The following is a 20,784-nucleotide window of genomic DNA, read 5'->3' as shown; positions in this document are numbered from 1 at the left end:
GTGGCTTTACCTCAGTGGCATGGATTTGTCGACCCCGTCTTGAGGATTATGTCGGACGGGGAGATTCGCCGGAACGCGGAAATTCGGAATGCTGTGGCAGAACGGACTCATCTGTCGGAAGAGGACATGGCTGAGATTATGTCGTCAGGTGAGGCGCGCTGGGCCAACAGGATCAACTGGGCTGTCTTTGACTCAATGAAGGCAGGCTTGCTCGTTCGCGAAGCCCGGGGGCAGTACAAGATCAGCGAAGAAGGTCTGCGCCGAACTTTGAGCGGGCCGGTAATCACCTATCAGACCCTCATGGAGTACGAGCCCTACCGCCAGTACCAGGCTAGGTCCAAGCCCGCGAAGGCTGCACCAGCGCTAAGACCGATAGTTGCACAACCTGAGTTGCCGTCGGGTGCCGAGTCCGATCCTTCGGAGTCACTCGAACGATCAGCATCTCAGTTGAACGAAGTGGTCATCGACGAGATTTACCGAAACCTCATGGAACTGACACCCGATGCCTTTGAACGTCTCATTCCTTTTGTTGTGAAAGCGCTTGGGTACGGCACCGATCGGGAGGACAATCTAAAGCCAACGCAGCGGTCCGGTGATAAAGGCATCGACGGCATTGTTTGGCAGGACGCGCTCGGATTCGACCGTGTCTATCTCCAGGCGAAACGCTACTCTGAGGGAAACAGCGTAGGAGCACCTGAAGTTCAAGCCTTCAGTGGAGCATTAGGACAATTCCGCGCGACTAAGGGTATCTTCATCACAACGTCCACGTTTACCTCGGGAGCACGTGCTGTCGCCCGGGACACTGCTCATTACACGTTGATCCTCATTGACGGTCAGCGCCTAGCCTCGCTCATGTTCGAATACGGCGTCGGTGTTCAAGTTGATCGGACTGTGGTGGTCAAGAAGCTGGATCAGGACTTTTTCGACAGTTTCTAAGGGGAAACAGCATGGCGCAGCACAACGAGGTGGTCTTCGAGGAGGAGATTTGCGAGGCCCTCCAGGCGGAGGGCTGGATATACGAGCCGCATCGGAAAGCGAACGAGCTGTATGACGCTGGCCGCGCACTCGTTCCCGAGGATGTCTTCGCATGGCTCGCCGATACCCAGCCGGAACAACTCGGCAAGGTCTTGAAATTAACGGACTCACCAAGTCAGCAGGAGACCGCCAAGAGGCTCCTGCTTGACCGTCTCTGCAAGGTCCTGGACAAGCCTGCGACCAAGGAAGCCGGCATGCTCTCGGTTCTGCGTACCGGGTTCAAGGACGTCGCGGCCAGGTTCGACATGTGCCAGTTTAAGCCCGCGATGGGACTCAACCCAGACACTCTTGAGCGGTACAGCAAGGTGCGCCTGCGTGTCCTGCGCCAGGTGCACTACTCCACCGTCGACACCCTGAAGAGCATCGACCTGGTCCTGTTCGTCAACGGCCTTCCGGTGGCGACCATTGAGCTGAAGACGGACTTTACGCAGAACATCAATGACGCCGTCGAGCAGTACCGCAAGGACCGGCTGCCCCGGAACGGTAAGAACAAGGACGAACCATTACTGTCATTCGGCCGCCGCGCCCTGGTGCACTTCGCCGTCAGCAACGACGAGATCCAGATGACCACCGAGCTCAAAGGCAAGGACACCTACTTCCTGCCCTTCAACCTCGGTGACAACGGCCGCGCCGGCAATCCGCCCAACCCCAAGGGCTCGGCAACTAGCTACCTCTGGGACCAGGTTCTGCAACGCGACTCGTGGCTCAACATTCTCGGCAAGTTCCTGCACCTGCAGATCAGCGACAAGACCGACCCCGTCACCGGCGAACGCGAACTCCGCAAGTCCCTACTCTTCCCGCGCTACCACCAGTGGGACGTCGTCAATCAGCTCATCGACACGGCCCGCACCGAGGGGCCAGGGAACCGCTACCTCGTACAGCACTCCGCCGGGTCCGGCAAGACCAACTCCATTGCCTGGACCGCGCACCAGCTCAGTGCCCTCCACAACGCTCAGGACCAAAAACTATTCGACTCAGTGATTGTCGTGACGGACCGGACCGTGCTGGATGCCCAGCTACAGGACGCGATCTACCAGATCGAGCACAAGTCCGGCGTCGTTGTCCCCATCCGTGGCAACGCCGGCTCCAAGTCAGCCGAACTCACCGCGGCGCTAGTGGCTCGGACGCCGATCATCATTGTCACCATCCAGACCTTCCCATTCGCGCTGAAGGCCATCGCCGAATCCCAGGCGCTGAAGGGCCGGAACTTCGCGATCATCGCTGACGAGGCGCACTCCTCGCAGGCCGGTTCCACCGCCAACAAGCTCAAGAAAGTGCTCTCCGCCGAGGAGCTGGCTGACGTCAATGACGGCGGCGAGTTCGACGTCGAATCCTATCTTGCCGCCGAAATGGCGGAGCGGGCGGACGCAAAAAACATCAGCTACTTCGCGTTCACTGCCACGCCGAAGGCAAAGACCCTAGAGCTCTTTGGTCGTAAGGGACCGGACAGGCTGCCTCAGCCCTTCCACCTGTACTCCATGCAGCAGGCTATCGAGGAACGCTTCATCCTGGACGTGCTGCAGAACTACACCAGCTACAAGGTGGCGTACCGGCTGACCCACGACGGCCGGGACTACGACTCGGATGATGCCCAGGTGGAGAAGTCCGAGGCGCTGAAGTCCCTCATGAAGTGGGTAAAGCTGCACCCGTACAACATCAGCCAGAAAGTTCAGGTGATCGTGGAGCACTTCCGCGAGAATGTTGCCTGGCGCCTTGGCGGGAAGGCCAAAGCCATGGTCGTCACCGGCTCCCGCAAGGAAGCCGTGCGGTACAAGCTCGCCATCGACAAATACATCCACGACGCCGGCTACACCGGTTTGGGCACGATGGTTGCCTTCTCCGGCGAAGTGACGGACGACGAGTCCGGACCTGATCAGTTCACCGAGCTGAATATGAACAAAGGCCTTAAAGGTCGCACCCTGCCCGAGGCGTTTTCCACCGATGAGTACAAGATCATGCTGGTAGCCAATAAGTTCCAGACCGGCTTCGACCAGCCGCTGCTCGTTGCGATGTACGTGGACAAGAAACTCTCCGGCGTTTCCGCAGTTCAGACACTGTCCCGGTTGAACCGAACCGCCGTTGGCAAGGACCAGACCTTCGTGCTGGACTTCGTCAACGACCCGGCAGAGATCCTCGCCTCGTTTCAGCCGTACTTCCGCGAGGCAGCCCTCGAGGATGTTTCCAATCCCAACGTGGTGCACGACCTGCAGGCCAAGCTCGACGCCGCCCAGATTTACCTCGAGTCTGAGGTAGACGGCTTGGTGACGTCCTACGTTCTGGAAGCCGGGAACAACGCTCTGTCCAGCTGGGTAGCCCCTGCGAAGTCCCGCTTCAATACCCAGTACAACGAAGCAGTTGCCGACGCTGACAAGGCCGCACAGGACGAGCTGGACCTGTTCCGCAAGGACCTAGGTTCCTTTGTCCGTGCCTACGACTTTCTCTCCCAGATCTACGACTACGCCGACACCGACTTGGAGAAGCGCTCGATCTACTACAGGCACCTCTTGCCGGTGCTGCGGGTGAATGATGCCAAGGTGGCACTGGACCTCTCCGGCGTTGTTCTGGCGAAGTACGCACTCAAGGACAAGGGTGAGGCGCAACTCCAGCTCTCCGGTGAAGGCGAGCTACTGAAGCCATTGACGGATCCTGGAACCGGCCAAGCCAAAGGACCAGTCCTGGCCACCTGGAAGGAGGTCATTCAGCAGGCAAACCTGCCCTTCGAAGGTGAGGAACTGGACGCCGTCGCCCACTTTGTCGAAGGCGTACGGCGCGAGCTAGTCAAGAACGAAACCCTGCAAAAACAAGCCCAGAACAACTCTCGGAACCACTTCGGTAGTAGCCCTCACCTTGAAAAAGCTGTCAATGACGCAGTCACCAACTCCATGGACAGCCACTACAACCTCAGCCTGCAAGCCCTGGGAGACAAAACAAAAATGCAGGCATTGCTCAAGATGCTAAGCGAGCTGATCTACGAAGACCTGCAGAGTTGAGCAGTTACATGCTTACCACCCGCTGGGGGACGGGCCTGTCTCACCGCGGGGCGTTGACCGGTTGAGACCACCATCGTTTTGGCACCCCTACCTAGTTAGTACTGCTTGCAGTTTGTTGAGCGGTCAAGTGCTCCACCTGTCGAGCTAACTGTTCAGTCGCATCAATGTACTCAACCGCTGACTCAAAGCTCACATCGCTCTGCCCGTGAGCAGCGGCATTGCGCAGATATGCAAGCCTCCCTACTAACTTCGCCAAGTCCTTGGGTACGTTAGGCGCTCGTCGCATTGCGACGATGGGACTACCCGACCAGCCGATTCCGTGCGCCGTCAAATAGTGCCCAACCTCCCGCTCCAGCTCAATAAACGCCGCGATCACTCCAGCTGAAGGTTGGATTCGAGCGAGTTGAATTGCAATGTCAGCTTCTACTTCCTCCGGGTCCGCCTTCGTCGAAGGCTCTCCTGCCGCGCGCTCACCAACGTCCTCTGCGACCTCTTCGACTTCTCGATCCGACCACTCTGCCTCACCCCAACCCACCTTGAGCCGTGTCAACTTGCCCAGCCGCTTAGCGACTGCCTCGAGCAGCTGCGCTACTTGGGATTTGAAGATCAGGGCTAACACCACGACCACGATCGGCCAAGCTATAGTGCCTACGAAGTCGAGAAGGGCCGGCATGTCGACCCCGCTCGAGACAACGGCTTCAGCCGGAGTTGTCGACGTCGGGGCTGGAGTCGGAGTCGGAGTCACCAATCAACAGTAGCGGTGACAACCATTCCTAGACATGCGCGAGGTGAAAAGCAGGACAATCCCACCCTGCCGAGATTACTTAACCGGATTTACTAACTGGCGCCGGCCGCGGATCCTTCGACCACAACGGCACAAGTCCCCAACGGGCAACCGCCGAGGTGGCGGATCATTTCCCCCTCGCGCAACGGCTTGGACACGAACGGGATCCCCTGCATCGGAGCCACATTCCGCGACGGCTTCAACTCATCCTGACACGCCTCATCCACACTGAACACACCACGATTAATGCCCGTCTTCCCCGCAATTACGAAGCGTCCACACATGGTCCTGATTCTGCCTTAGCTCTCCGACACGGGCAGGACAGCCTGATGGGGCGGATGCGCCTCCTGTCCTCAGGTGCACGGCACAAGCTCCCTACGCTCCGCTGCTTGTCCCGCACACAGGGGGACAGCAGGAATCAAGGGCCCGCCTGCACACACCCACCACCTCACCGACACAGGTAGCTCGCCTCGAGCGAGCGGTGGCCGTGCACAGCCTATTTCTCGTGGTGAGGACCTAAAATCGACGAAACAAATTTTAAGTCACCACAGTGGGCAGGTGACCCTGCTGCGATCGGGCGCTCGGACATCGACTGGTCTTTTGGTATTTGTAACTGGTGTTTGCATCTGGTCATCGCATTGGTGATTGCATCGGAGATGTTAATAGCATCCGCTAGAACGTCGATTCACGTTGGACAGAGCCCCGAGTCGTACTTGGTCGCAGTGCTTAGATGAGTCCATGAATCAGCAACTCACAGACTCGCAAGCGAAGACGGTCAGCGCCCTGGTGGCGGCTTCCAAACGGAAGAAGAACGTCCCGATCAGGAACAGTTTCGTACAAATCAGTCGCGGCAAGAAACCCGTGCCAGGCCCACTCAGCGCCCTAGTCACCAACACCAACTGGCGCTCACTCGATCTCTACCTTCTACATCGTCTAGCCGCGTCGGCCGCACCATGGGACACCAAGCGCGACTCGGCCGTCTGGGCGAGGGCTCTCGGGCTGGGTGATGACAAGTACGGCAAGGATGCAGTGTCCAAGTGTTGGCGCAAGCTGTCGGACCTGAAGCTTGTCCTCAGGGAGCGAGAGTCGAAGCAAGCGAAGATCACCACCCTCCTTGAAGACGGCAGCGACACCGAGTACACGGCGCCGAAGGGCAACTACTTCACCCTGCCCCTGGAGTACTGGAAGGACGGCTGGTACCACCAGCTCACTAACTCCGGTAAGGCCACTCTTCTCGTTGCAAGCTCCTTGCAACCCGGCTTTTACCTTCCTGGACGTCTGGTCAAACGATGGGTCGGCATCTCAGACGACACATTCTTCGAAGGCGCCACTGACCTGCACAACCACGGCCTACTGACCTACGACGACGTGACGAAGGAGGACTACAACCGCGGCGAGGTCACCTACCAGCAGCGGCACTACTACCTCCAGAAACCCTTCGGGCAGGAAGCCAAAGGCCAAATTGACGCAGGCGTCTTCCTCAACCTCTCCACAAACGGGGGGAGGTGATCACGTGGACCAGAGTCCTACTGAGAGGCGACGGACTGAACCAATCCGCCTGTGGGTACAGACGGTGGCGTTCTTCATAGCGGCGATGTCTCCCATCATCGTGGAACTCATCCGAACAGCCGGCAACTAGCTGGCCGTCCCGAGTTTGATTGTCGGCGCATGCTCGTACTGTCCGAGGGTGGGCCAGAACAAGCACCATGCCGCCTACTACGCGAAGCGGATGGACGAGCGGATTGAGGAGTTCGTCATGCGCGAGGAACTGATCATGCTCACCGCTGCCGAGCTCGACATCGAGAACTGCCGGCCGACGAACTTCCCCGAACCACGCAGGGTGTACGCCTGGGTCCGCTACCCATCTAAGGCGATTCGTGTCCAGGCGTATGCGATCGCGTACACGTGATCAGCGGTAAAGATCCGGTTTCTCGAACCCCTCATAAAGATCCAACGCGAGGGGTGGGTCTGGCTGAACGCGGTTACCCCGGATTAGTTGCCGAGGACGGTCGGTTCAGATTGGACACATCGTTGATGATTTGCTCGATGCTGTCGTAGCGCTGCGTGGTGTCAGGATGAACGCACTTCAGGATGATGTCTCGCACTGGTCCCGGATTGCCAGGCACCCCCTTTTTTCCAGTCAGGATGTACGCCAGCACGTATCCAACTGCATGGATCTCGTTAACCAGCGAGAAGTCCTTGAATGACGTTGCCTGCGGATCACGCAGGGAGCCCTTCATGTCCGAACCAGTGTGGGTGAACGTTGATTCCTCGGTCTTGTGAAGTCCGAAGTCTGACAACTTGACCGTCATCATGTCGAACTCGTGATCACTCACGAGGACGTTGGTGTAGCTGAGGTCGCGGTGCAGTATCCGACGGCTACTCAAGTACCTTAAGGCCCAGAGGAACTGCTGCACCATCCTCATTCTCTGTCCACGCTTGAGCTTTGAGTTGTGCTTGTTCATGAACTTCTCGAGCGTGAACTCGCAGAACTCCATGGTGTAGCTGGGGCCCGCCTCGTCGTAACCGTAGACAGTCAGGATGTAGGGAAAGTTGATCGACTTTAGGACGTCGTACTCTGCTTTGAACCTGCGGAGCTCACCTTCGTCGAGGTTCGGCTTGGCCTTCTTCAGAGCGAACGTTGTCTTGTAAAAGTCGTCCTGGAATCGGTACACGTTCGCGTAGGAGCCCCCACCGATCATCTTCAGCTGGAGCGGCACGTGCTCCTTCTGTAGGACCGTGGAGAGGGAACTCTGGAAGATCGGATCGAACTCGATCAATTCGAAGTGCTCGAAGTCATCCGGAATCGCACTGCCGCCAGAACCAACCAAGAACCTCTGACAGCGCTCTAGGGTCTGCTCGTACCGTGAGTCGAGTGTGACAGTAACCCCTACCCGCCTCAACTGCCCCTTAAGGATCCCGATGTCGCGTATCAGGTCGATCAGGTCTCGGCTGGGGTCTGCGTTGTAGTGTCCTCCGCGGAGGCGCTTCTCATTCATGAAGCCGAGGAGCGAGTCCAGTTGGGAGTGCATGTAGGCGAAAGCGTCCCTAAGACGTGGGTCCTCCGACTCATATATCTCTACGTAGCGCTCTTGAGCGGGCTGATCACCGTAACGGCGCTGTACTTCAGCAAGCACCTGCTCGGGTGTCGCCATTGTCTAATCGCCTCCCTCAGCGCGTTCTAGCGCAATCATTGTGCCCCGCTCGATCTCGGTGCGGGCTTTGGCGTAGGCGCCGGTGATGTAGTCCTCGAGCTTGGTGCGTTCAATGCGCCACTGGCCGCGGCCGCCGATCTGAATGGCTGGCAAGTCCCCTGAAGCGATGAGTGCCCGGACGGTGCTGTGCTTGGTGTTCAGCTCGTCGGATACCTGCTGCAGGGTGAGGAACCGCAGCGGTCTAGGCTGCCCGTCGTCCTGGGGTTGGTCTGTCATGTACCCAGCATTCCAGCCACCAACGCTGCCCTGCTGATCGACGCCGGATCGACGCCGAAACGCGCCTTAGATGGGTGGAGACGGAGCCACACCACATGGCTCCGTCTCCGGTTTTTCCCTCGTGACGAGGAAATCTATCGAGGCCCCAAAGCGATTTGGCCTTCTCTCAAACTGTCTGCGGCTTCGACGCTTGCACGGATCTACCGGTGCTCCCAGGTCAAACGGTCGATGATGGGCGACAGCCTGCTGTAGGGCAACTCGGGGTGCGTGGCAGCCCACGCAACCAACGCAGCAGAGTAATCGCTCAGTGGACCGCCTGGGTCGGGCACACGCCTGGCTTCGGCATCCAGTTTCTGCAGTTGAAGATCGACCATTCCCAAATGATTACATGCCAGCGGTGATCAGGGAATCAAGACGGTAGCGGCCGCTGCTGCGACATCCCGGCGGCTCCGGTCGGCGTCCTTGCCCTCAATCCAGAGAATGACGTCCAGGAGCCGGAGGACCCCTGGGTCGTATCCACGCGCGGTAATACCAGAGGCGGCTTTAACGCTCTCCAGGCGCTTTGGCAGGTCCGTGTCATCGGTCATCGCGGCGTGCCAATCGTGCCAGTAGCGACCCTTGCCGATGAGTTGCCTAATGACATTATCGACAATCGGGATTAGGTTCGGTCGCTTCCGCGCAAGGATCTTGCTTCCGATGGTCTGGCTAATCCCCCACCGCACGTCACCCTTGCGCGTCACGAGATTCCAGAGTTCGTCCGCGGGGCTGCCCGGCCCGAGATGCTCCCGATAGCGGGCCTCGGTGGTGAGGTCGGTGATGCTCAGGCTGACGGGGATGTCTCGCAGCAGACGCTCGACGATGCCGTCCTCGTCACGGATGAGCGAGATCGCTGCGGCAGGTGGCACGTTGACGCTGAGAAGGGACACCGCGACGAAGTCATCAGCGGTGAACCGGTTGGCGACGTCGGGGCGGTCACCGCCACCGACCCAGGAGTCGAACTCGACACCAGTGCGTGGCTTTCCGAAGGCGACGTTGTCACGGTAGTAAGCACGTACATGCTCAGCGCAGCGCGCTTCGTCATTTAGGACCTCGTGCAGAGTCAATTGCTTCCCCTCGTTCTGCGTCGCCAGTTCACCCTGCGTCACGATAGCGGTACTCAACCATCAGTACTATGAACCATGCCTTACCAGCCTGTTGTACCCGAGGGCCAGCACCTCGGAACTTCTCATGAAGTCGATGGTGCCGTCACCGGCCATCTTTTCGATGACGTCACCAACAAGCTGACGGGACACGCCGCCTGGCAATGGGTCGACGAGCCTGAAGACGACTACATGCCGAGTTATAGACCCGAACCTCCTCCGCGTGAACTGACGCCCGAGGAGCGGGAACTGATCGCGCAAATCATTGCCCTGGTTCTCATCCACACCAGCCGAGCTGCCGCAGCGGCAACGCCCTATGTCAAGCGTTGGTGGAACGAAAAAGCCCTTCCGCCAACTAAAGCTGCATGGAAACGCGTTACCGCCCCACGTAAAGCAGACAAGCCAGCCCCTATTACTAGCTCTTCCTCTTCAAGCCGGAGGGTTTTTGTTGTCTCATCAAACGGCGTGGAGACCGCGGTCCCGAAGACCAAGATCAGCATGAAGAGCACCGAGTGGAAGCAGCGCTTTCGGGCGATGCTTGCAGCCGGTGCTTTCAGGGACGAACAACTTCGCATCCTCTCCAATGCCTGGGTCGATGATGACAATGGCCCATTGGACGAAGGAGCCACAACGGATGAACTGACGCCGCAGCAGTTTGCCGACCGGGTTCAGCTCATGCTGGAGACTCACCCCTCGTTGCTTGAGGAAGAGACATCAGCGGAACTGATCCGAGTCCTTAGCTCGCCACCAGAGCGGCTCGACGCTCTTGATAAGGCGGAATCGAAGCACCGCAGGACTTAACCATCAGAAGGCGACAACTCACTTGCACCCACCACCACGTCATCGACACGCAAAAACTCAACTCAGGCGAACGGTGGCCGTGCAGAACCTTCACGAACGCGAAGTTGGGGCGAAATCATGAGGCGGGCCCGAACGTGATTCTCGGTGCTCATGACTCGTGAATTTGTCAGGCGTCGCTAGGCATGTACCAGCCAGTCAGGGTCTGGTTGAGTCTTTGGAGTCGGTCAACGCGTAGCCGGCCCTTCCTCCACCAGGTGCGTTGCCGTCCCAACCACACGGCCAGGACCTTTTCGTCCGGGTGGCGGTCCGGGTCGTAGTACGCGAATCGGCCAGTGTTGGCCCGGAACTGCCGCACCTCCTCGAGGCGCTGCGCCCACAGCTCCTCCGGATCCCCCTTCCTGGTACCAATCCACTCCCCCAGCCTGTCCAGGGCATCCACCCTGTCCTGGGCGAGCGTGCCGGCGTCGTGCTGCCGACGCTGGGCCTCAATCCACCGGTACAGCACCCTCGCCCCCGGACTGTCGTTCTGCGCCGGCAACGCACCGCTCCGTTCACGCATGTACGCAGCTACGTCGCCGTAGTGCACCCACCACGCCTGCTCCCGGGTCTTCACATAGCGCGACGTGTTTCTGGCGGGGGCGGGTTGGTCGTGGATCCTCCAGCACCGGTCGAACCACTCCGGATGCATGCTGATCTGCTTGTCGATCGCGCGGTGGACGCGGCGGATATCGACCCTGCACCATGCGGCGATCACCGCGGCCGGCACACCCCGGGAGTACAGGAGCAGCCATTCCTGCCTGTTCTCACACGCACCCGCCGGGTACTCCCCTACCGGCAGGATCAGGTCATCAAACCTCACAGAACCTCACCGCACCTCATGCGAAGAGAAGCCCATTGGACGAGAAGCTCACCGGACCGCAAGGAGACCTCGTAAAACCTCCGCACGCGTCACAGGTCCAGCCGGCCCAGTGGGCGTTGGGGGCCGGGGTGGGCGGCCCAGAGTGGGGCGAGCTGCCCGAGGATCGCCTGCCTGTCGTCCTGGTCCCCGGCCGGCTCGTCGTTCCCGCCGACGCCCAGCCCGTGAGCCACTGATGAGGGATCAGGTGCCGCATCGACGCGCATCCGACGGGCAGTCGCTCCCCAGCATGCAGAGCTGCCGAAGTCACAGGCTTCATCGTGTCCCCACCCGTGAGGATCACCTCGTCCTCATCGACGCGGGCCAGGACGCGGGCCGGATCACCGCGGCACGCCCATCCACCAGCCCCAGAGCACCCCGAGACTCCCACCGATTGAAGAGATCCTCGGAACCTGTAGGACCTGCAGAATCTCGAGGATCTGGTGGACCGGGAGGATTCAGGGGGTGTGTCGGGGCCATGGTGAGGAGACTAGCCACAGAACACCCGGGTTGGGGTGGTTCATCCACAGGTGGACGGCCTTGAGCTCACTCCTCACGGGCTCCACCCGACCACAGGTGGATGACCCACGCTCCCCCACAACTCCCCCACGCCGACAGCCAGCCCCGCAGTTAATCGAATACGTGTTCTATTCTGGGAGCTGAACCAAGGGACAGCACGTGGTGGGGCGGAGGCCAGGGCATCGGCCAGAACCGAAGGTACACCCAGCATTACGCGCGCCTGATGGACGCCCGGATCGAGGAGCTGGTGATGCGCGAGGAACTCATCATGCTCACCGCCGCCGAACTCGACCTCGAGAACAACCAGCCCACGGACTTCCTGGCACCACGGCGGGTGTACGCGTGGATCCGCTACCCCTCCCACGCCCTCCGCATCCAGGCACACGCGATCGCGTACACGAGGACAGCGGTGAAGATCCGGTTCTTCGAACCCCTCATCATGATCCAGAGGGAAGGCTGGGTATGGCTCAATTCCGTCACCCCCGCCCCCGACAACGACGACACCGAAAACAACGGCAACGACAAGGATCGTAAATAGGGCCCGGGATTGATATCCGCCCTATAGCAGAATGCGTACTCCTGAATTGCGCGGTACAGTCATGCCCTGGGGGTTCATCGATTCGGTTTGAATAACTCAGGAGTATGAAGAAAATGGCGCAGCGCGTACAGGTTCAGTTGGTTGATGACCTCAATGGTGAGGAAGCCCAGGAAACAGTCCGGTTCGGGCTCGATGGCACGGACTACGAAATCGACCTCACCACGGACAATGCCGAGGCGCTGCGCACGGCGCTGGCTGAATACGTCGGCAGGGGCCGTAAAGCCAAGACCGGGCGGAAGGGCCAGGGCGGACAGCAGGCTTCTTCCTCGTCGACGAGCCGGGCCAAGCGTGAGGACACCCAGCAGATCCGTCAGTGGGCGCAGGACAACGGATACAACCCCAGCTCCCGTGGCAGGATCACCCAGTCGATCATCGACGCCTACAACGAAGCCCACTAACCCCACCCATGAGGCCCACGACGGGCCTGCGCGGTTAGGTGCAGTCGCCGGCGCGAGTGGCCAGGTCACACGCCAGACGTGCTGGATCCCGCACTCCCCCATTGGCCTGAATCACGGCCGCCGTAATGCCGGCGGCCACAGCGATCACAAGTCCCCGCACAGTCCAGAACCTGCTCCGGGTCACTCTGCCCCAGCGCCGGCGTCAGTGCCAGCTTCAGTGCCGACTTCAGCGCCGGTCTCGGTGATGGATCCGATGTCGCCGTGTGCGATGTCAGATTGGGCCCTGGCATAGGCGGCGGCAATGTACTCCTCGAGCTTGGAGCGTTCAATACGCCATTGCCCCCGCCCGCCAATCTGAATGGCTGGCAACTCCCCTGAGCCAATGAGTGCTCGAATGGTGCTCTGCCTGGTGTTCAGCTCCTCGGCCACCTGCGCCAGGGTAAGGAAACGCAGCGGCCGAGGCTGCCCGTTGGAGTTGTGGTCTGTCATATACCCACCATTTCAGCTACCAAGCACCGCGACGCTCATTGACGCCTTAGAAGCTAGCAACAGATCCCACACCACACAGGTGGCGCTTCCGGCTTTTCTCGTTGCAGGGAGATCTCCGGAGCTATGTACTTAGTAGTCGCAGCAGTCAGTAGCTGACCGCGGGCAATGTCACGCGGGAGCCTTGACTGGTCAAACCCAAGCAGAGCGCGCAGTGAGCGAACTTCCACGCACCAACCCTGCTCGCCCGGGACCTGGTAAATACCGGGCGAGCGAGCATTGAGGCGGCGTTGAAGCGCAACTAGCGACCGATGTGGCGCGGTTCCAGCCCCAGGCCCTGAGCTATCGCTTCCTCACTTACTCCATGAATCTCGTTCTCTCGTTGTAGGAGTAGGTCGATGGCGACGCGGATAAGAGTGTTGTCGGTGATGCGTTCACCGGCGGTGCTTCCGTTTGGTAGACGTCGTTCGCTATTGAGGCGTCTCGTGAGCATTGTGAGCGCGTCCGCTTGTTCGACATGGATACGGGCTTCACGCCTCTGCAACTGCAAATACTTCGGGACTGACGTAGTTACGGAGTCTGTTACTTCCGGGGTCGAGAACATGGAAGATTCAGGCGGCAATGCAACGGATGCTTCCTGAGCAGCAGCGGACGACCTGAGATTCTCTTCATGCTCACCAGGCGTCGACCGATTGGCTTTGATGAGTCGGTCAACGCCAGCGGCCTTGGGGACTTTGGGCGCTAGACCACTGAGGGTGCGTCGAGCTGGTTGTGTGGTCATCTAGCTCTCCGCTCCGATTGGACCAGTTGGGATCGAGGTCGCTTCACTTTCGGTGATTCGAGCGACCACTTCTTCTCCAAGTGCTTGGAAATCCTCAGCGACTCCAACCGCACTCTTGGAGCGCGGACCATCGTGTTCCTGGCCGCTCCCCCGCCGCAATTCCCACCATTTAGGGGCGGCAAGTACTGCTTCTTCCAGTTCGAAAGCGAGCAGCCCTCGTTCTCGACTCTCCTGGGCCGCGGCTTCGGCATGGCGGATGGAAGTGTTGAAGATGGGCGCACCGGAACCCAGGTCCTGACGGATCGCCTCTCGGGCGCTCTCGGACACCCGCTTGGCCGAGCGGTTGACCCCAAATAGCACGATGCCGAGGAGGTCCAAATCAGGGTTGATGGAGACGACGGCATCCAGACGCCGCGCAACATCGCGAAGTCCCTTACGGGAAGATGCGTCTGTTTTGACTGGAATTAGTGCCCATCGTGCTGCTGCGAGGGCAGCTTGCTGGAGCGTTTCCTGCCCGGGAGGACAATCAATAAAGATAAGGTCGTAGTTCTCGGCCAAACTTTCAAGGCCTTGAGCGAGGGCAGCCTTGGCTGTTGCAGGGTCTTTCTGAGCTTTGAGGGTCAGTCCCGCGGCGGCCATGTCCAGATGAGATCCGCCCATGAGGACATCCAAGTTCTCCCTGATACCGAGTGCCGGCTTCGCGTCGGACGCGAAGACGAGGGTTTGCGCAAGAGCCAACCCGTCATCGTTGACGTCGGCATCCGTGTAACCGAGTTCCTCGGCCAGGTTTCCCTGCGGGTCCATGTCGACCAACAACACCCGGTATCCACTTGCAGCCAGCATTCCCCCGATGTTTGCGGTGATCGTGGTCTTACCAACACCACCCTTGCCGTTCACTATGGCGACGACGCGATCCAGTCCTGTTGTCATGTTTCCTCCTTCAATCAATCATCCCTGCGCGGGCAGGAATAGACGGGAGCCACGCCGTTAGTCTGTGAATCCGGTACTACCGGACTCACGGACTCCGTTAGTCCGTCCTTCGTGCCGAGTCTCTTGCGGCAGTGACGTACTAACAGACTACGGAGCCTTACCAGGAACTGACCTCGACCGAAGCACGTACTAACAGACTCCGTCACTCCGTGAGACAACCGAAGGGTACAAGTACTGCAAATCCAGTACGGATTTCTGCAGCGATACTCTCAAACGAACGTAGTCACAGACACCCGTACTAACAGACTCACGCAGACCGGAAGCCCCCCGGCAAAGAACTGGTGCACCGCCGTCCGAGCGACATAAGCACCTTTTTAGGCTGCCTCTCACCAGGAGTGAATTCCGTACTATCGGACTCACGGACTCCGTCACTCCGGCTTTCGTGCTGAGTCTCTTCCGGCAGTGACGTACTAACAGACTACGGAGCCTTACCAGGAACTGACCTCCACCGAAGCACGTACTAACAGACTCCGTCACTCCGTGAGACAACCGAAGGGTACAAGTACTGCAAATCCAGTACGGATTTCTGCAGCGATACTCTCAAACGAACGTAGTCACAGACACCCGTACTAACAGACTCACGCAGACCGGAAGCCCCCCGGCAAAGAACTGGTGCACCGCCGTCCGAGCGACATAAGCACCTTTCCAGGCTGCCTCTCACCAGGAGCGAAGCGCAGGCATGCCCGGCGAAGGGCCTCCCACATGAGCCAGAGCAATCTACCCAGGGCGGATCACTGGCAAGAATCACTTCGCCCAGTCACGTACTAACAGACTCCGTAACTCCGTCGAGACAGAGTCGGGAGCAAGGCGAAGCAGCATCGAGGCGGGCGCTCTCTGCGCGATGCGAAACAATTCTTTGAAGGCTCACGCAGCTTGCCATAGCGAGCGTTGATACTCGTATTCGTGCTCAGTGGGGGGTAACCAGTATTCGTCGGTGTCCTGGTCGTAGAGCTCGTGTTCCTCGAGCTGGGGGAGTAGGTGCCGGTCGAGCCATGCGTGCCAGGCGGCGCGTTGTTTGCGGTAGCGGGTGATCTGTTCCTGGCGGTCATCGGTGGCTCCGAGTCGGTCTGCGAGGTCCAGCAACCCGGTCGTCGTCTGGATTGTCCATCGTCCGTGGTCCCGCCGGATCATCTGCAGGGCCTCCATGCGTGCGAGGTGGTCGATGAGTGCGCGACGCGAGATGCCGGTGGTGTGGACGAGGTCGGTGGTGGTGGGGGAGTGGCGTCCGCGCTCGATGGCCTCGTAGGTAAGGGCTGCGACGTCGCCCAGGACCCGGAATACCGGGCGAATTGCGTGGATCTTGCCCTTACGCCAGGTGAGGTCGCGGGCGAGCTGCTCGAACTCGGCTGGCAGCTGGACGAGGTAGGTGTCTGCGTTGCGCCCGCGGCCCCGGTCGACGCGGGTGAGGATCCCTGCTGATGCTGCCTCGAGGGCCGGCAGGAGGCGGGCGATGGTGACGTGGTCCTTGCCTAGTGCGACGGCGAATGAGCGGCACCCGATATCGAGCATGTTCGTCTGGTTGGTGCGCATGTAGGCCAGCACCGCCCGGATGAGGAACCTCAGGCTGATCCCTGCCCGCCCAAGGGCTTTGAACCTGGGGTCAAGGACTGCGTAGAGGACATTCTCCAGATCGTTCACGAGCTGGTGGATGGCCTGCTGACTGGGGTTTGGTGTGCCCCCCGTGAGTTGAGGACGGCTTGTGTTGTAGTTGTGCGCAGTCTTTCTCCCGTGGCGGGTGGCGGGTTTCGCGGCTGTCCAGGCCTGGGCTTTGGCCCATTCCAGGGGCAGGAGCCGTTCGGCTTTGTCGCCGTACAGGGAGGCGAGGCCGGCATAGGGACCGGTCATGCCGGCCTGGACCTGGTCGGCGGTCCAGTTGCAGGCGGCGAAGTGGTTCAGGACCGCCATGCGGGCCTCTGAGTCGCTGGCGTACTTGGCTGTGTCGTACAGCCCGGTCCGCGCCACTACCCGCAGCGGAGATTCACGACGACCCAGGAGCCCGTCTGGCTGATTCGTTGGTCCGCTGTCGGGCGCTGCGGGATTCTGGAAAGCCACTGCACCGGCTGGTGTTCCGGTTGTTCTGCTGGCTGCTGCGCTGGCTTGTGTGCGGGCCTGGATGCGCCGCTTCTTTTGTTCCAGCCGGTACAACTCGGGTGCGAGGGCTTTCCGCAGGGCGGCCAGTGCCGGAGCAGGGTTGCGACGGGTGAGGATGCCGTAGGCGTCCGTCAGGGGCGTCACCAGTCTCTGGTGGCCGCCGGATTTGTGCGCGGATCCGGGCACGCGGATACACCCGTCGGTGACGTTCTGGTGCGGACTGGGGTCCAGGCTTGGCGCCCGGAGCGTGAGCGCTTCCACCAGCTGGCGTGCCTCGGCCCCCGTAATGGCTTCCTGCAGGGGCACATACAGGTGCCGGCCGCCGCTGGGGGAGGAGTCCTCCACATGGGAGAGGCCCGCCGCACCGAGAATGCCGGCTAGCCGCACAGCATCCTGGTCAACGACCGCTTTGCGGGCCTTGGACGTATCCAGGTCCAGGCACAGGGTGCGGACAGTGCCGTCCACGTCATGGATCAGGACGGCCGCCGGTGCCTTCGGGACAGTGCCGGTGATGCGCAGTGGTGTCCGGGGGCGCGGGTACTGGAATCGATCGCCGATCCAACGACCGGCCCGGTACACGGGCTGGCCCGCGATCAGCGGTGCAAGGACCCATACCGCATCGCAGTGGGAATCGTCACGGCGTGGCGCGGCATTAAGAGCTGGAGGTGCTTGGAGCACGCGGTGTACACTTTCAACTAAGGGTACGACCTGAAAAGGACGCACTCGGTAGAGCTCCTCACCGGTGATCTTGCCGGAACGACGGTGTGGAGCTTGGAAACTTGAATATGAGAAGGCCCGCTACGGCGGGCCTTCTTTTTTACGAGGCTCTACTAAACTGCAGCTCCTCCTGGCTTGTGAGGTCGTCTAGGTCAATGGTTTCGAGGTAACTGTGGACGAGACGAGCGACGAGGTCGCTCCGGTTCTCGTCGGTAGCTGCAACGACGGCAGCGAGCTTTCGAGCATCAGTCATCGGCAGTCGAGCTGTGATGACGTGGCGTTCACCCTTGCTGCGCTGTGCCATGATTCCTCCTCCGGTTGAACCTACAAGACTGATCAAACCTGAATCAGATTGCATTAAGTGGGATGGTTGCGGCGTGTCGGACTCCTGTCTTTGACCCACCGGTACCTATTTTGTCGGCCTGTGCTTCTCCAAGCTACATCATCGGAACATGTTCCGAACTAGACTGGAGATCCCACTACCCGGTAGGAGACGTCTATGAACGGGCACCTGCGCTCCACTGCCTACGGAGCGTTTGAGCACTTGGACCTCCCCACCCACCTGACGATCGACCTCCTCGTCGAACACATCACTACCCTGCGCGGCCGACGGATCGTCATAGTGGAGACTCCGGAGCTGACTGGTAAGAAGATCTGCGGTTTATGGATACCTCGTGATGACGTAGACGTGATCTACCACTCGGCGACTCGAGGTCCGCTCCACAAGCAGCAAATGATTCTGCATGAGCTCTCCCACATGATCTTGCGGCATGACGAACTTGATGGCGCTACTTGGCAAGGAGTCAAGATTTTTCAACAGCTATCCGGGGAGGTGGTTGCGAAAGCACTGGCGCGTGGTGACTTTCGTTCTGAGCTTGAAGCCACTGCTGAGCTCTTGGCGGATTTGCTTGCGTCGGCGCTCCGAGGCTCCAGCGAAGAGATTTTGAACTACGAGGACTACTTCGAATGATTGCCTTTGTGGTGGCCATGTTCATGTGGGCACTGGTTTTCATACTTGCGTTGCGGGCGCGTGCTCGCCCCGACAACACCATGCTTCGAGCAGCAACCCTCATCGCCGCCTCGCTCACAACCAACATCAACGAGGTTTATCTTTGGGCCAATAATCAGCTGCCATGGTCCAATGCCCTCGACTTGACATCCAATCTCCTGCTTATCGGCGGAATCTACTACCTCTCCATTGCAATCACTCGGGGGGCCACTAGGGTAGCCGCGCTACGTGAACGTGGAACCGTCTGGATGCGCAGAGCTGCACAGTCAACGGCCGCCGTGATGGTAGTTAGCTTTGCCCTAATCGACGACCCCCAGCCCTCGACACGCTTCATGCTTGACTATGGCCATCAGCCGTCAGCTGCCATCTACTCGACCGTGCAGTATGCCTACATCTTCTCCGTGATGACCGGAACTCTCCTCACTTGCATCAAGAACGTACCGAGGATGCGTCGTCCACGCTTCCGGATTGGTTTCAGCATCATCGGGACGGGATGTTTCGTCGCGCTTCTCCTGTGTGTGACAGTGATCGCAATGGATGTGGCGAACGTCTTGGGCGCTGCTGGTTTCCTGGAGTCGGTCAGCGCCCTGTACGACGTGCTCTATCTCGCCACGGTCCTACTCCTTTGCGTTGGCCTAGCAATACCTCCAGTAGGGCGCTTGGTGGCCTCGTTGGCTCTCAAAAGACAGCTGAAAGCAATTGAGCCGGAAATTCGCCGTGTGTGGCTCACCACTGTCGCCCGATCACCAGGCGTGAGCCTGGTGGGTACGACTCCGCGAGATGTTGAGGGTCGGAGGAGTGCGGCCGGCCGGCAGAGCGTCGAGACTGTGCACCGCCTTGTCATCGAGATTCATGACTGGCTCAACGTGGAAAATGGTCCAAGTTTTGAGTTGCCCGCGCGACAAAGGAAGATTTTGGAGCGTGCGGAAAAGCTGTGCTTGCGGCAAGGGCGTGCATCTAGATGAAATTCCTACCGACTGTTGCCGCTGCCGCTGCCATCGCGGCTGCAAGCGTAGTGGTAGCTCTACCTTGGCATGTACGCCGCACTGTGACTGATGCCAGAGCCCAGCGCCGTATCGTCAAAATTCTTGAGTGCGGGTCGGACTCTATTGGCGAGTACGTATCGTTTGTCGGCGGAACTTTCGCGGACCACCCAGGGCAGTTGAGCGTGCGTGCCGAATCGGGTGGGCCGTTGGTGATACTGGGGCCACCGATACTCGGTACCAGAACCCGACGGTATGTCACGGCAGGTGACCTCCAAATGATTCGACGGGACCTGCGGGGGCAGTTCTCAGGCTTCCTTGGTGAAGACCCGTCCGATTTCGGCCTAAGCTACCGTGCTGTCGACATTGATGGCCTCCCTGCTTGGGAGATACCACCAGGGACACCGGGGCGTAGCGTATGGGTCATTCATGTACACGGACTTGGAAGCTCGAGGCAACAGTGTCTTCGTGGAGTTGCTGCCTTCGAACGCATGGGATTCACGTCGCTAATTGCTACGTACAGGTCGTCTTTGGACCTCGGCAAGCATGCCGCGACTCGCAGTGACCTGGGCCTTTCCGAGTGGCATGACATTGCTGCAGCCGCCGACTACGCCGTCAGGCACGGGGCGTCATCCGTCATTTTTGTAGGCTGGTCATTGGGCGCGTCGATAGTCCTCCGTGCCGCCAACGAAGCACCCACGATCCCCGTAGTTGGCGCTGTGCTCGTCTCCCCGGCTCTCGATTGGCCAACCATTATTGATGCTGCGCTGCGTCGAAGCGGCGTTCCGAGATGGCTGCGCCGTTGGGCAGTAATGGCCTTCGACCTGTTCAAAGATCCTGCGTCACAAAGGATCAGATGGGAGAACATGCCAGCGACGTCCTCCTTCACCGACCCGCCCTTCCCCACACTTGTATTTCACGGGTCCGCCGACCAGTCAGTGCCTGTCGATTGTTCACGGGGCTACTCAGCAAGGCATAGTCAGAAAGTTCGCTACTACGAGTTTGAAGATGCTCATCACACGTTGGAGTGGAACGCCGCTCCATCCACCTGGGAGCAGGCAGTACAGGACTGGTGCCGTTCCATCGGTCTTGTGCAGGACAATAGACCGACCGTTCATGCTTTGGAGGGGAAGTAAA

At 59.7% G+C, this 20,784-nt stretch carries 21 protein-coding genes; 10 read left to right on the top strand and 11 right to left on the bottom strand.

What is annotated here, in order from left to right:
- Together ACX80I_RS15670 and ACX80I_RS15665 are read left to right on the top strand one after the other, a co-directional pair.
- Positions 1–936 (top strand): restriction endonuclease, encoded by a 936-nt coding sequence (locus tag ACX80I_RS15670; protein ID WP_459346035.1) that lies wholly within the window; start codon positions 1–3, stop codon positions 934–936.
- A gap of 11 nt (positions 937–947) precedes the next feature.
- Positions 948–4,025: a type I restriction endonuclease subunit R gene (locus ACX80I_RS15665; RefSeq protein ID WP_459346034.1), complete on the top strand. Its 3,078-nt coding sequence runs from the start codon at positions 948–950 to the stop codon at positions 4,023–4,025.
- Between the two features lie 91 nt (positions 4,026–4,116).
- Here ACX80I_RS15665 and ACX80I_RS15660 read toward each other — a convergent pair whose 3' ends face one another.
- Positions 4,117–4,698 (bottom strand): hypothetical protein, encoded by a 582-nt coding sequence (locus ACX80I_RS15660; RefSeq protein ID WP_459346033.1) that lies wholly within the window; start codon positions 4,696–4,698, stop codon positions 4,117–4,119.
- A gap of 849 nt (positions 4,699–5,547) precedes the next feature.
- Between ACX80I_RS15660 and ACX80I_RS15655 the strand changes: the two genes are divergently transcribed.
- Together ACX80I_RS15655 and ACX80I_RS15650 are read left to right on the top strand one after the other, a co-directional pair.
- Positions 5,548–6,318 carry a hypothetical protein gene (locus ACX80I_RS15655; protein ID WP_459346032.1) on the top strand — a complete coding sequence of 257 codons (771 nt, stop codon included), beginning with the start codon at positions 5,548–5,550 and terminating at the stop codon, positions 6,316–6,318.
- Positions 6,319–6,496: 178 nt separating this feature from the next.
- Entirely contained in the window at positions 6,497–6,718 is a 222-nt protein-coding gene (locus ACX80I_RS15650; RefSeq protein ID WP_459346031.1) for a hypothetical protein, read from the top strand.
- Between the two features lie 73 nt (positions 6,719–6,791).
- On the opposite strand, the gene ACX80I_RS15645 is transcribed toward ACX80I_RS15650, so the two are convergent.
- From ACX80I_RS15645 to ACX80I_RS15635, 3 genes are all read right to left on the bottom strand, one after another.
- On the bottom strand, positions 6,792–7,964 hold the full coding sequence (locus tag ACX80I_RS15645; protein WP_459346030.1) for a protein kinase family protein: 1,173 nt from the start codon (positions 7,962–7,964) through the stop codon (positions 6,792–6,794).
- 3 nt (positions 7,965–7,967) lie between these two features.
- Entirely contained in the window at positions 7,968–8,240 is a 273-nt protein-coding gene (locus ACX80I_RS15640; protein WP_459346029.1) for a helix-turn-helix domain-containing protein, read from the bottom strand.
- A gap of 401 nt (positions 8,241–8,641) precedes the next feature.
- Complete coding sequence (locus ACX80I_RS15635) at positions 8,642–9,400, bottom strand: DUF6308 family protein (RefSeq protein WP_459346028.1); 759 nt, start codon at positions 9,398–9,400, stop codon at positions 8,642–8,644.
- Positions 9,401–9,418: 18 nt separating this feature from the next.
- Here ACX80I_RS15635 and ACX80I_RS15630 point away from each other — a divergent pair, with 18 nt between their 5' ends.
- Positions 9,419–10,180, top strand: a complete 762-nt coding sequence (locus ACX80I_RS15630) for a hypothetical protein (protein ID WP_459346027.1) — start codon at positions 9,419–9,421, stop codon at positions 10,178–10,180.
- 166 nt (positions 10,181–10,346) lie between these two features.
- Here ACX80I_RS15630 and ACX80I_RS15625 read toward each other — a convergent pair whose 3' ends face one another.
- Both ACX80I_RS15625 and ACX80I_RS15620 read right to left on the bottom strand, forming a co-directional pair.
- Positions 10,347–11,039, bottom strand: a complete 693-nt coding sequence (locus ACX80I_RS15625; RefSeq protein ID WP_459346026.1) for a helicase associated domain-containing protein — start codon at positions 11,037–11,039, stop codon at positions 10,347–10,349.
- 89 nt (positions 11,040–11,128) lie between these two features.
- Positions 11,129–11,269, bottom strand: coding sequence for a hypothetical protein (locus ACX80I_RS15620; RefSeq protein ID WP_459346025.1), 141 nt, complete (start codon positions 11,267–11,269; stop codon positions 11,129–11,131).
- A 548-nt stretch (positions 11,270–11,817) separates the two neighbouring features.
- Here ACX80I_RS15620 and ACX80I_RS15615 point away from each other — a divergent pair.
- Both ACX80I_RS15615 and ACX80I_RS15610 read left to right on the top strand, forming a co-directional pair.
- Entirely contained in the window at positions 11,818–12,132 is a 315-nt protein-coding gene (locus tag ACX80I_RS15615) for a hypothetical protein (RefSeq protein WP_459346024.1), read from the top strand.
- Positions 12,133–12,245: 113 nt separating this feature from the next.
- Positions 12,246–12,590, top strand: a complete 345-nt coding sequence (locus ACX80I_RS15610; protein WP_459346023.1) for a histone-like nucleoid-structuring protein Lsr2 — start codon at positions 12,246–12,248, stop codon at positions 12,588–12,590.
- A gap of 180 nt (positions 12,591–12,770) precedes the next feature.
- On the opposite strand, the gene ACX80I_RS15605 is transcribed toward ACX80I_RS15610, so the two are convergent.
- The 5 genes from ACX80I_RS15605 to ACX80I_RS15585 all read right to left on the bottom strand — a co-directional run bounded on the left by ACX80I_RS15605 (position 12,771) and on the right by ACX80I_RS15585 (position 17,959).
- Positions 12,771–13,079, bottom strand: coding sequence for a helix-turn-helix domain-containing protein (locus ACX80I_RS15605; RefSeq protein WP_459346022.1), 309 nt, complete (start codon positions 13,077–13,079; stop codon positions 12,771–12,773).
- A gap of 298 nt (positions 13,080–13,377) precedes the next feature.
- Positions 13,378–13,857 (bottom strand): hypothetical protein, encoded by a 480-nt coding sequence (locus ACX80I_RS15600; protein ID WP_459346021.1) that lies wholly within the window; start codon positions 13,855–13,857, stop codon positions 13,378–13,380.
- Complete coding sequence (locus tag ACX80I_RS15595; RefSeq protein ID WP_459346020.1) at positions 13,858–14,787, bottom strand: ParA family protein; 930 nt, start codon at positions 14,785–14,787, stop codon at positions 13,858–13,860.
- A gap of 924 nt (positions 14,788–15,711) precedes the next feature.
- On the bottom strand, positions 15,712–17,616 hold the full coding sequence (locus tag ACX80I_RS15590) for a hypothetical protein (protein ID WP_459346019.1): 1,905 nt from the start codon (positions 17,614–17,616) through the stop codon (positions 15,712–15,714).
- Positions 17,617–17,755: 139 nt separating this feature from the next.
- The gene (locus tag ACX80I_RS15585; RefSeq protein ID WP_459346018.1) at positions 17,756–17,959 is read right to left on the bottom strand and encodes a hypothetical protein; all 204 of its coding nucleotides are present in this window, start codon (positions 17,957–17,959) and stop codon (positions 17,756–17,758) included.
- 195 nt (positions 17,960–18,154) lie between these two features.
- On the opposite strand from ACX80I_RS15585, the gene ACX80I_RS15580 reads away from it, so the two are divergent.
- The 3 genes from ACX80I_RS15580 to ACX80I_RS15570 are packed head-to-tail and all read left to right on the top strand — an operon-like array spanning position 18,155 to position 20,783.
- On the top strand, positions 18,155–18,625 hold the full coding sequence (locus ACX80I_RS15580; protein WP_459346017.1) for a hypothetical protein: 471 nt from the start codon (positions 18,155–18,157) through the stop codon (positions 18,623–18,625).
- The gene (locus tag ACX80I_RS15575; RefSeq protein ID WP_459346016.1) at positions 18,622–19,629 is read left to right on the top strand and encodes a hypothetical protein; all 1,008 of its coding nucleotides are present in this window, start codon (positions 18,622–18,624) and stop codon (positions 19,627–19,629) included. Before ACX80I_RS15580 ends, ACX80I_RS15575 begins: the two co-directional genes overlap by 4 nt.
- Entirely contained in the window at positions 19,626–20,783 is a 1,158-nt protein-coding gene (locus ACX80I_RS15570; RefSeq protein WP_459346015.1) for an alpha/beta hydrolase family protein, read from the top strand. Before ACX80I_RS15575 ends, ACX80I_RS15570 begins: the two co-directional genes overlap by 4 nt.
- The last annotated feature ends 1 nt before the right edge of the window (position 20,784 follow it).

Source organism: Arthrobacter rhamnosi, from assembly GCF_054510855.1.
Note: the sequence above shows the minus strand (reverse complement) of the source record. Positions and strands in the feature narration are given on the sequence as shown.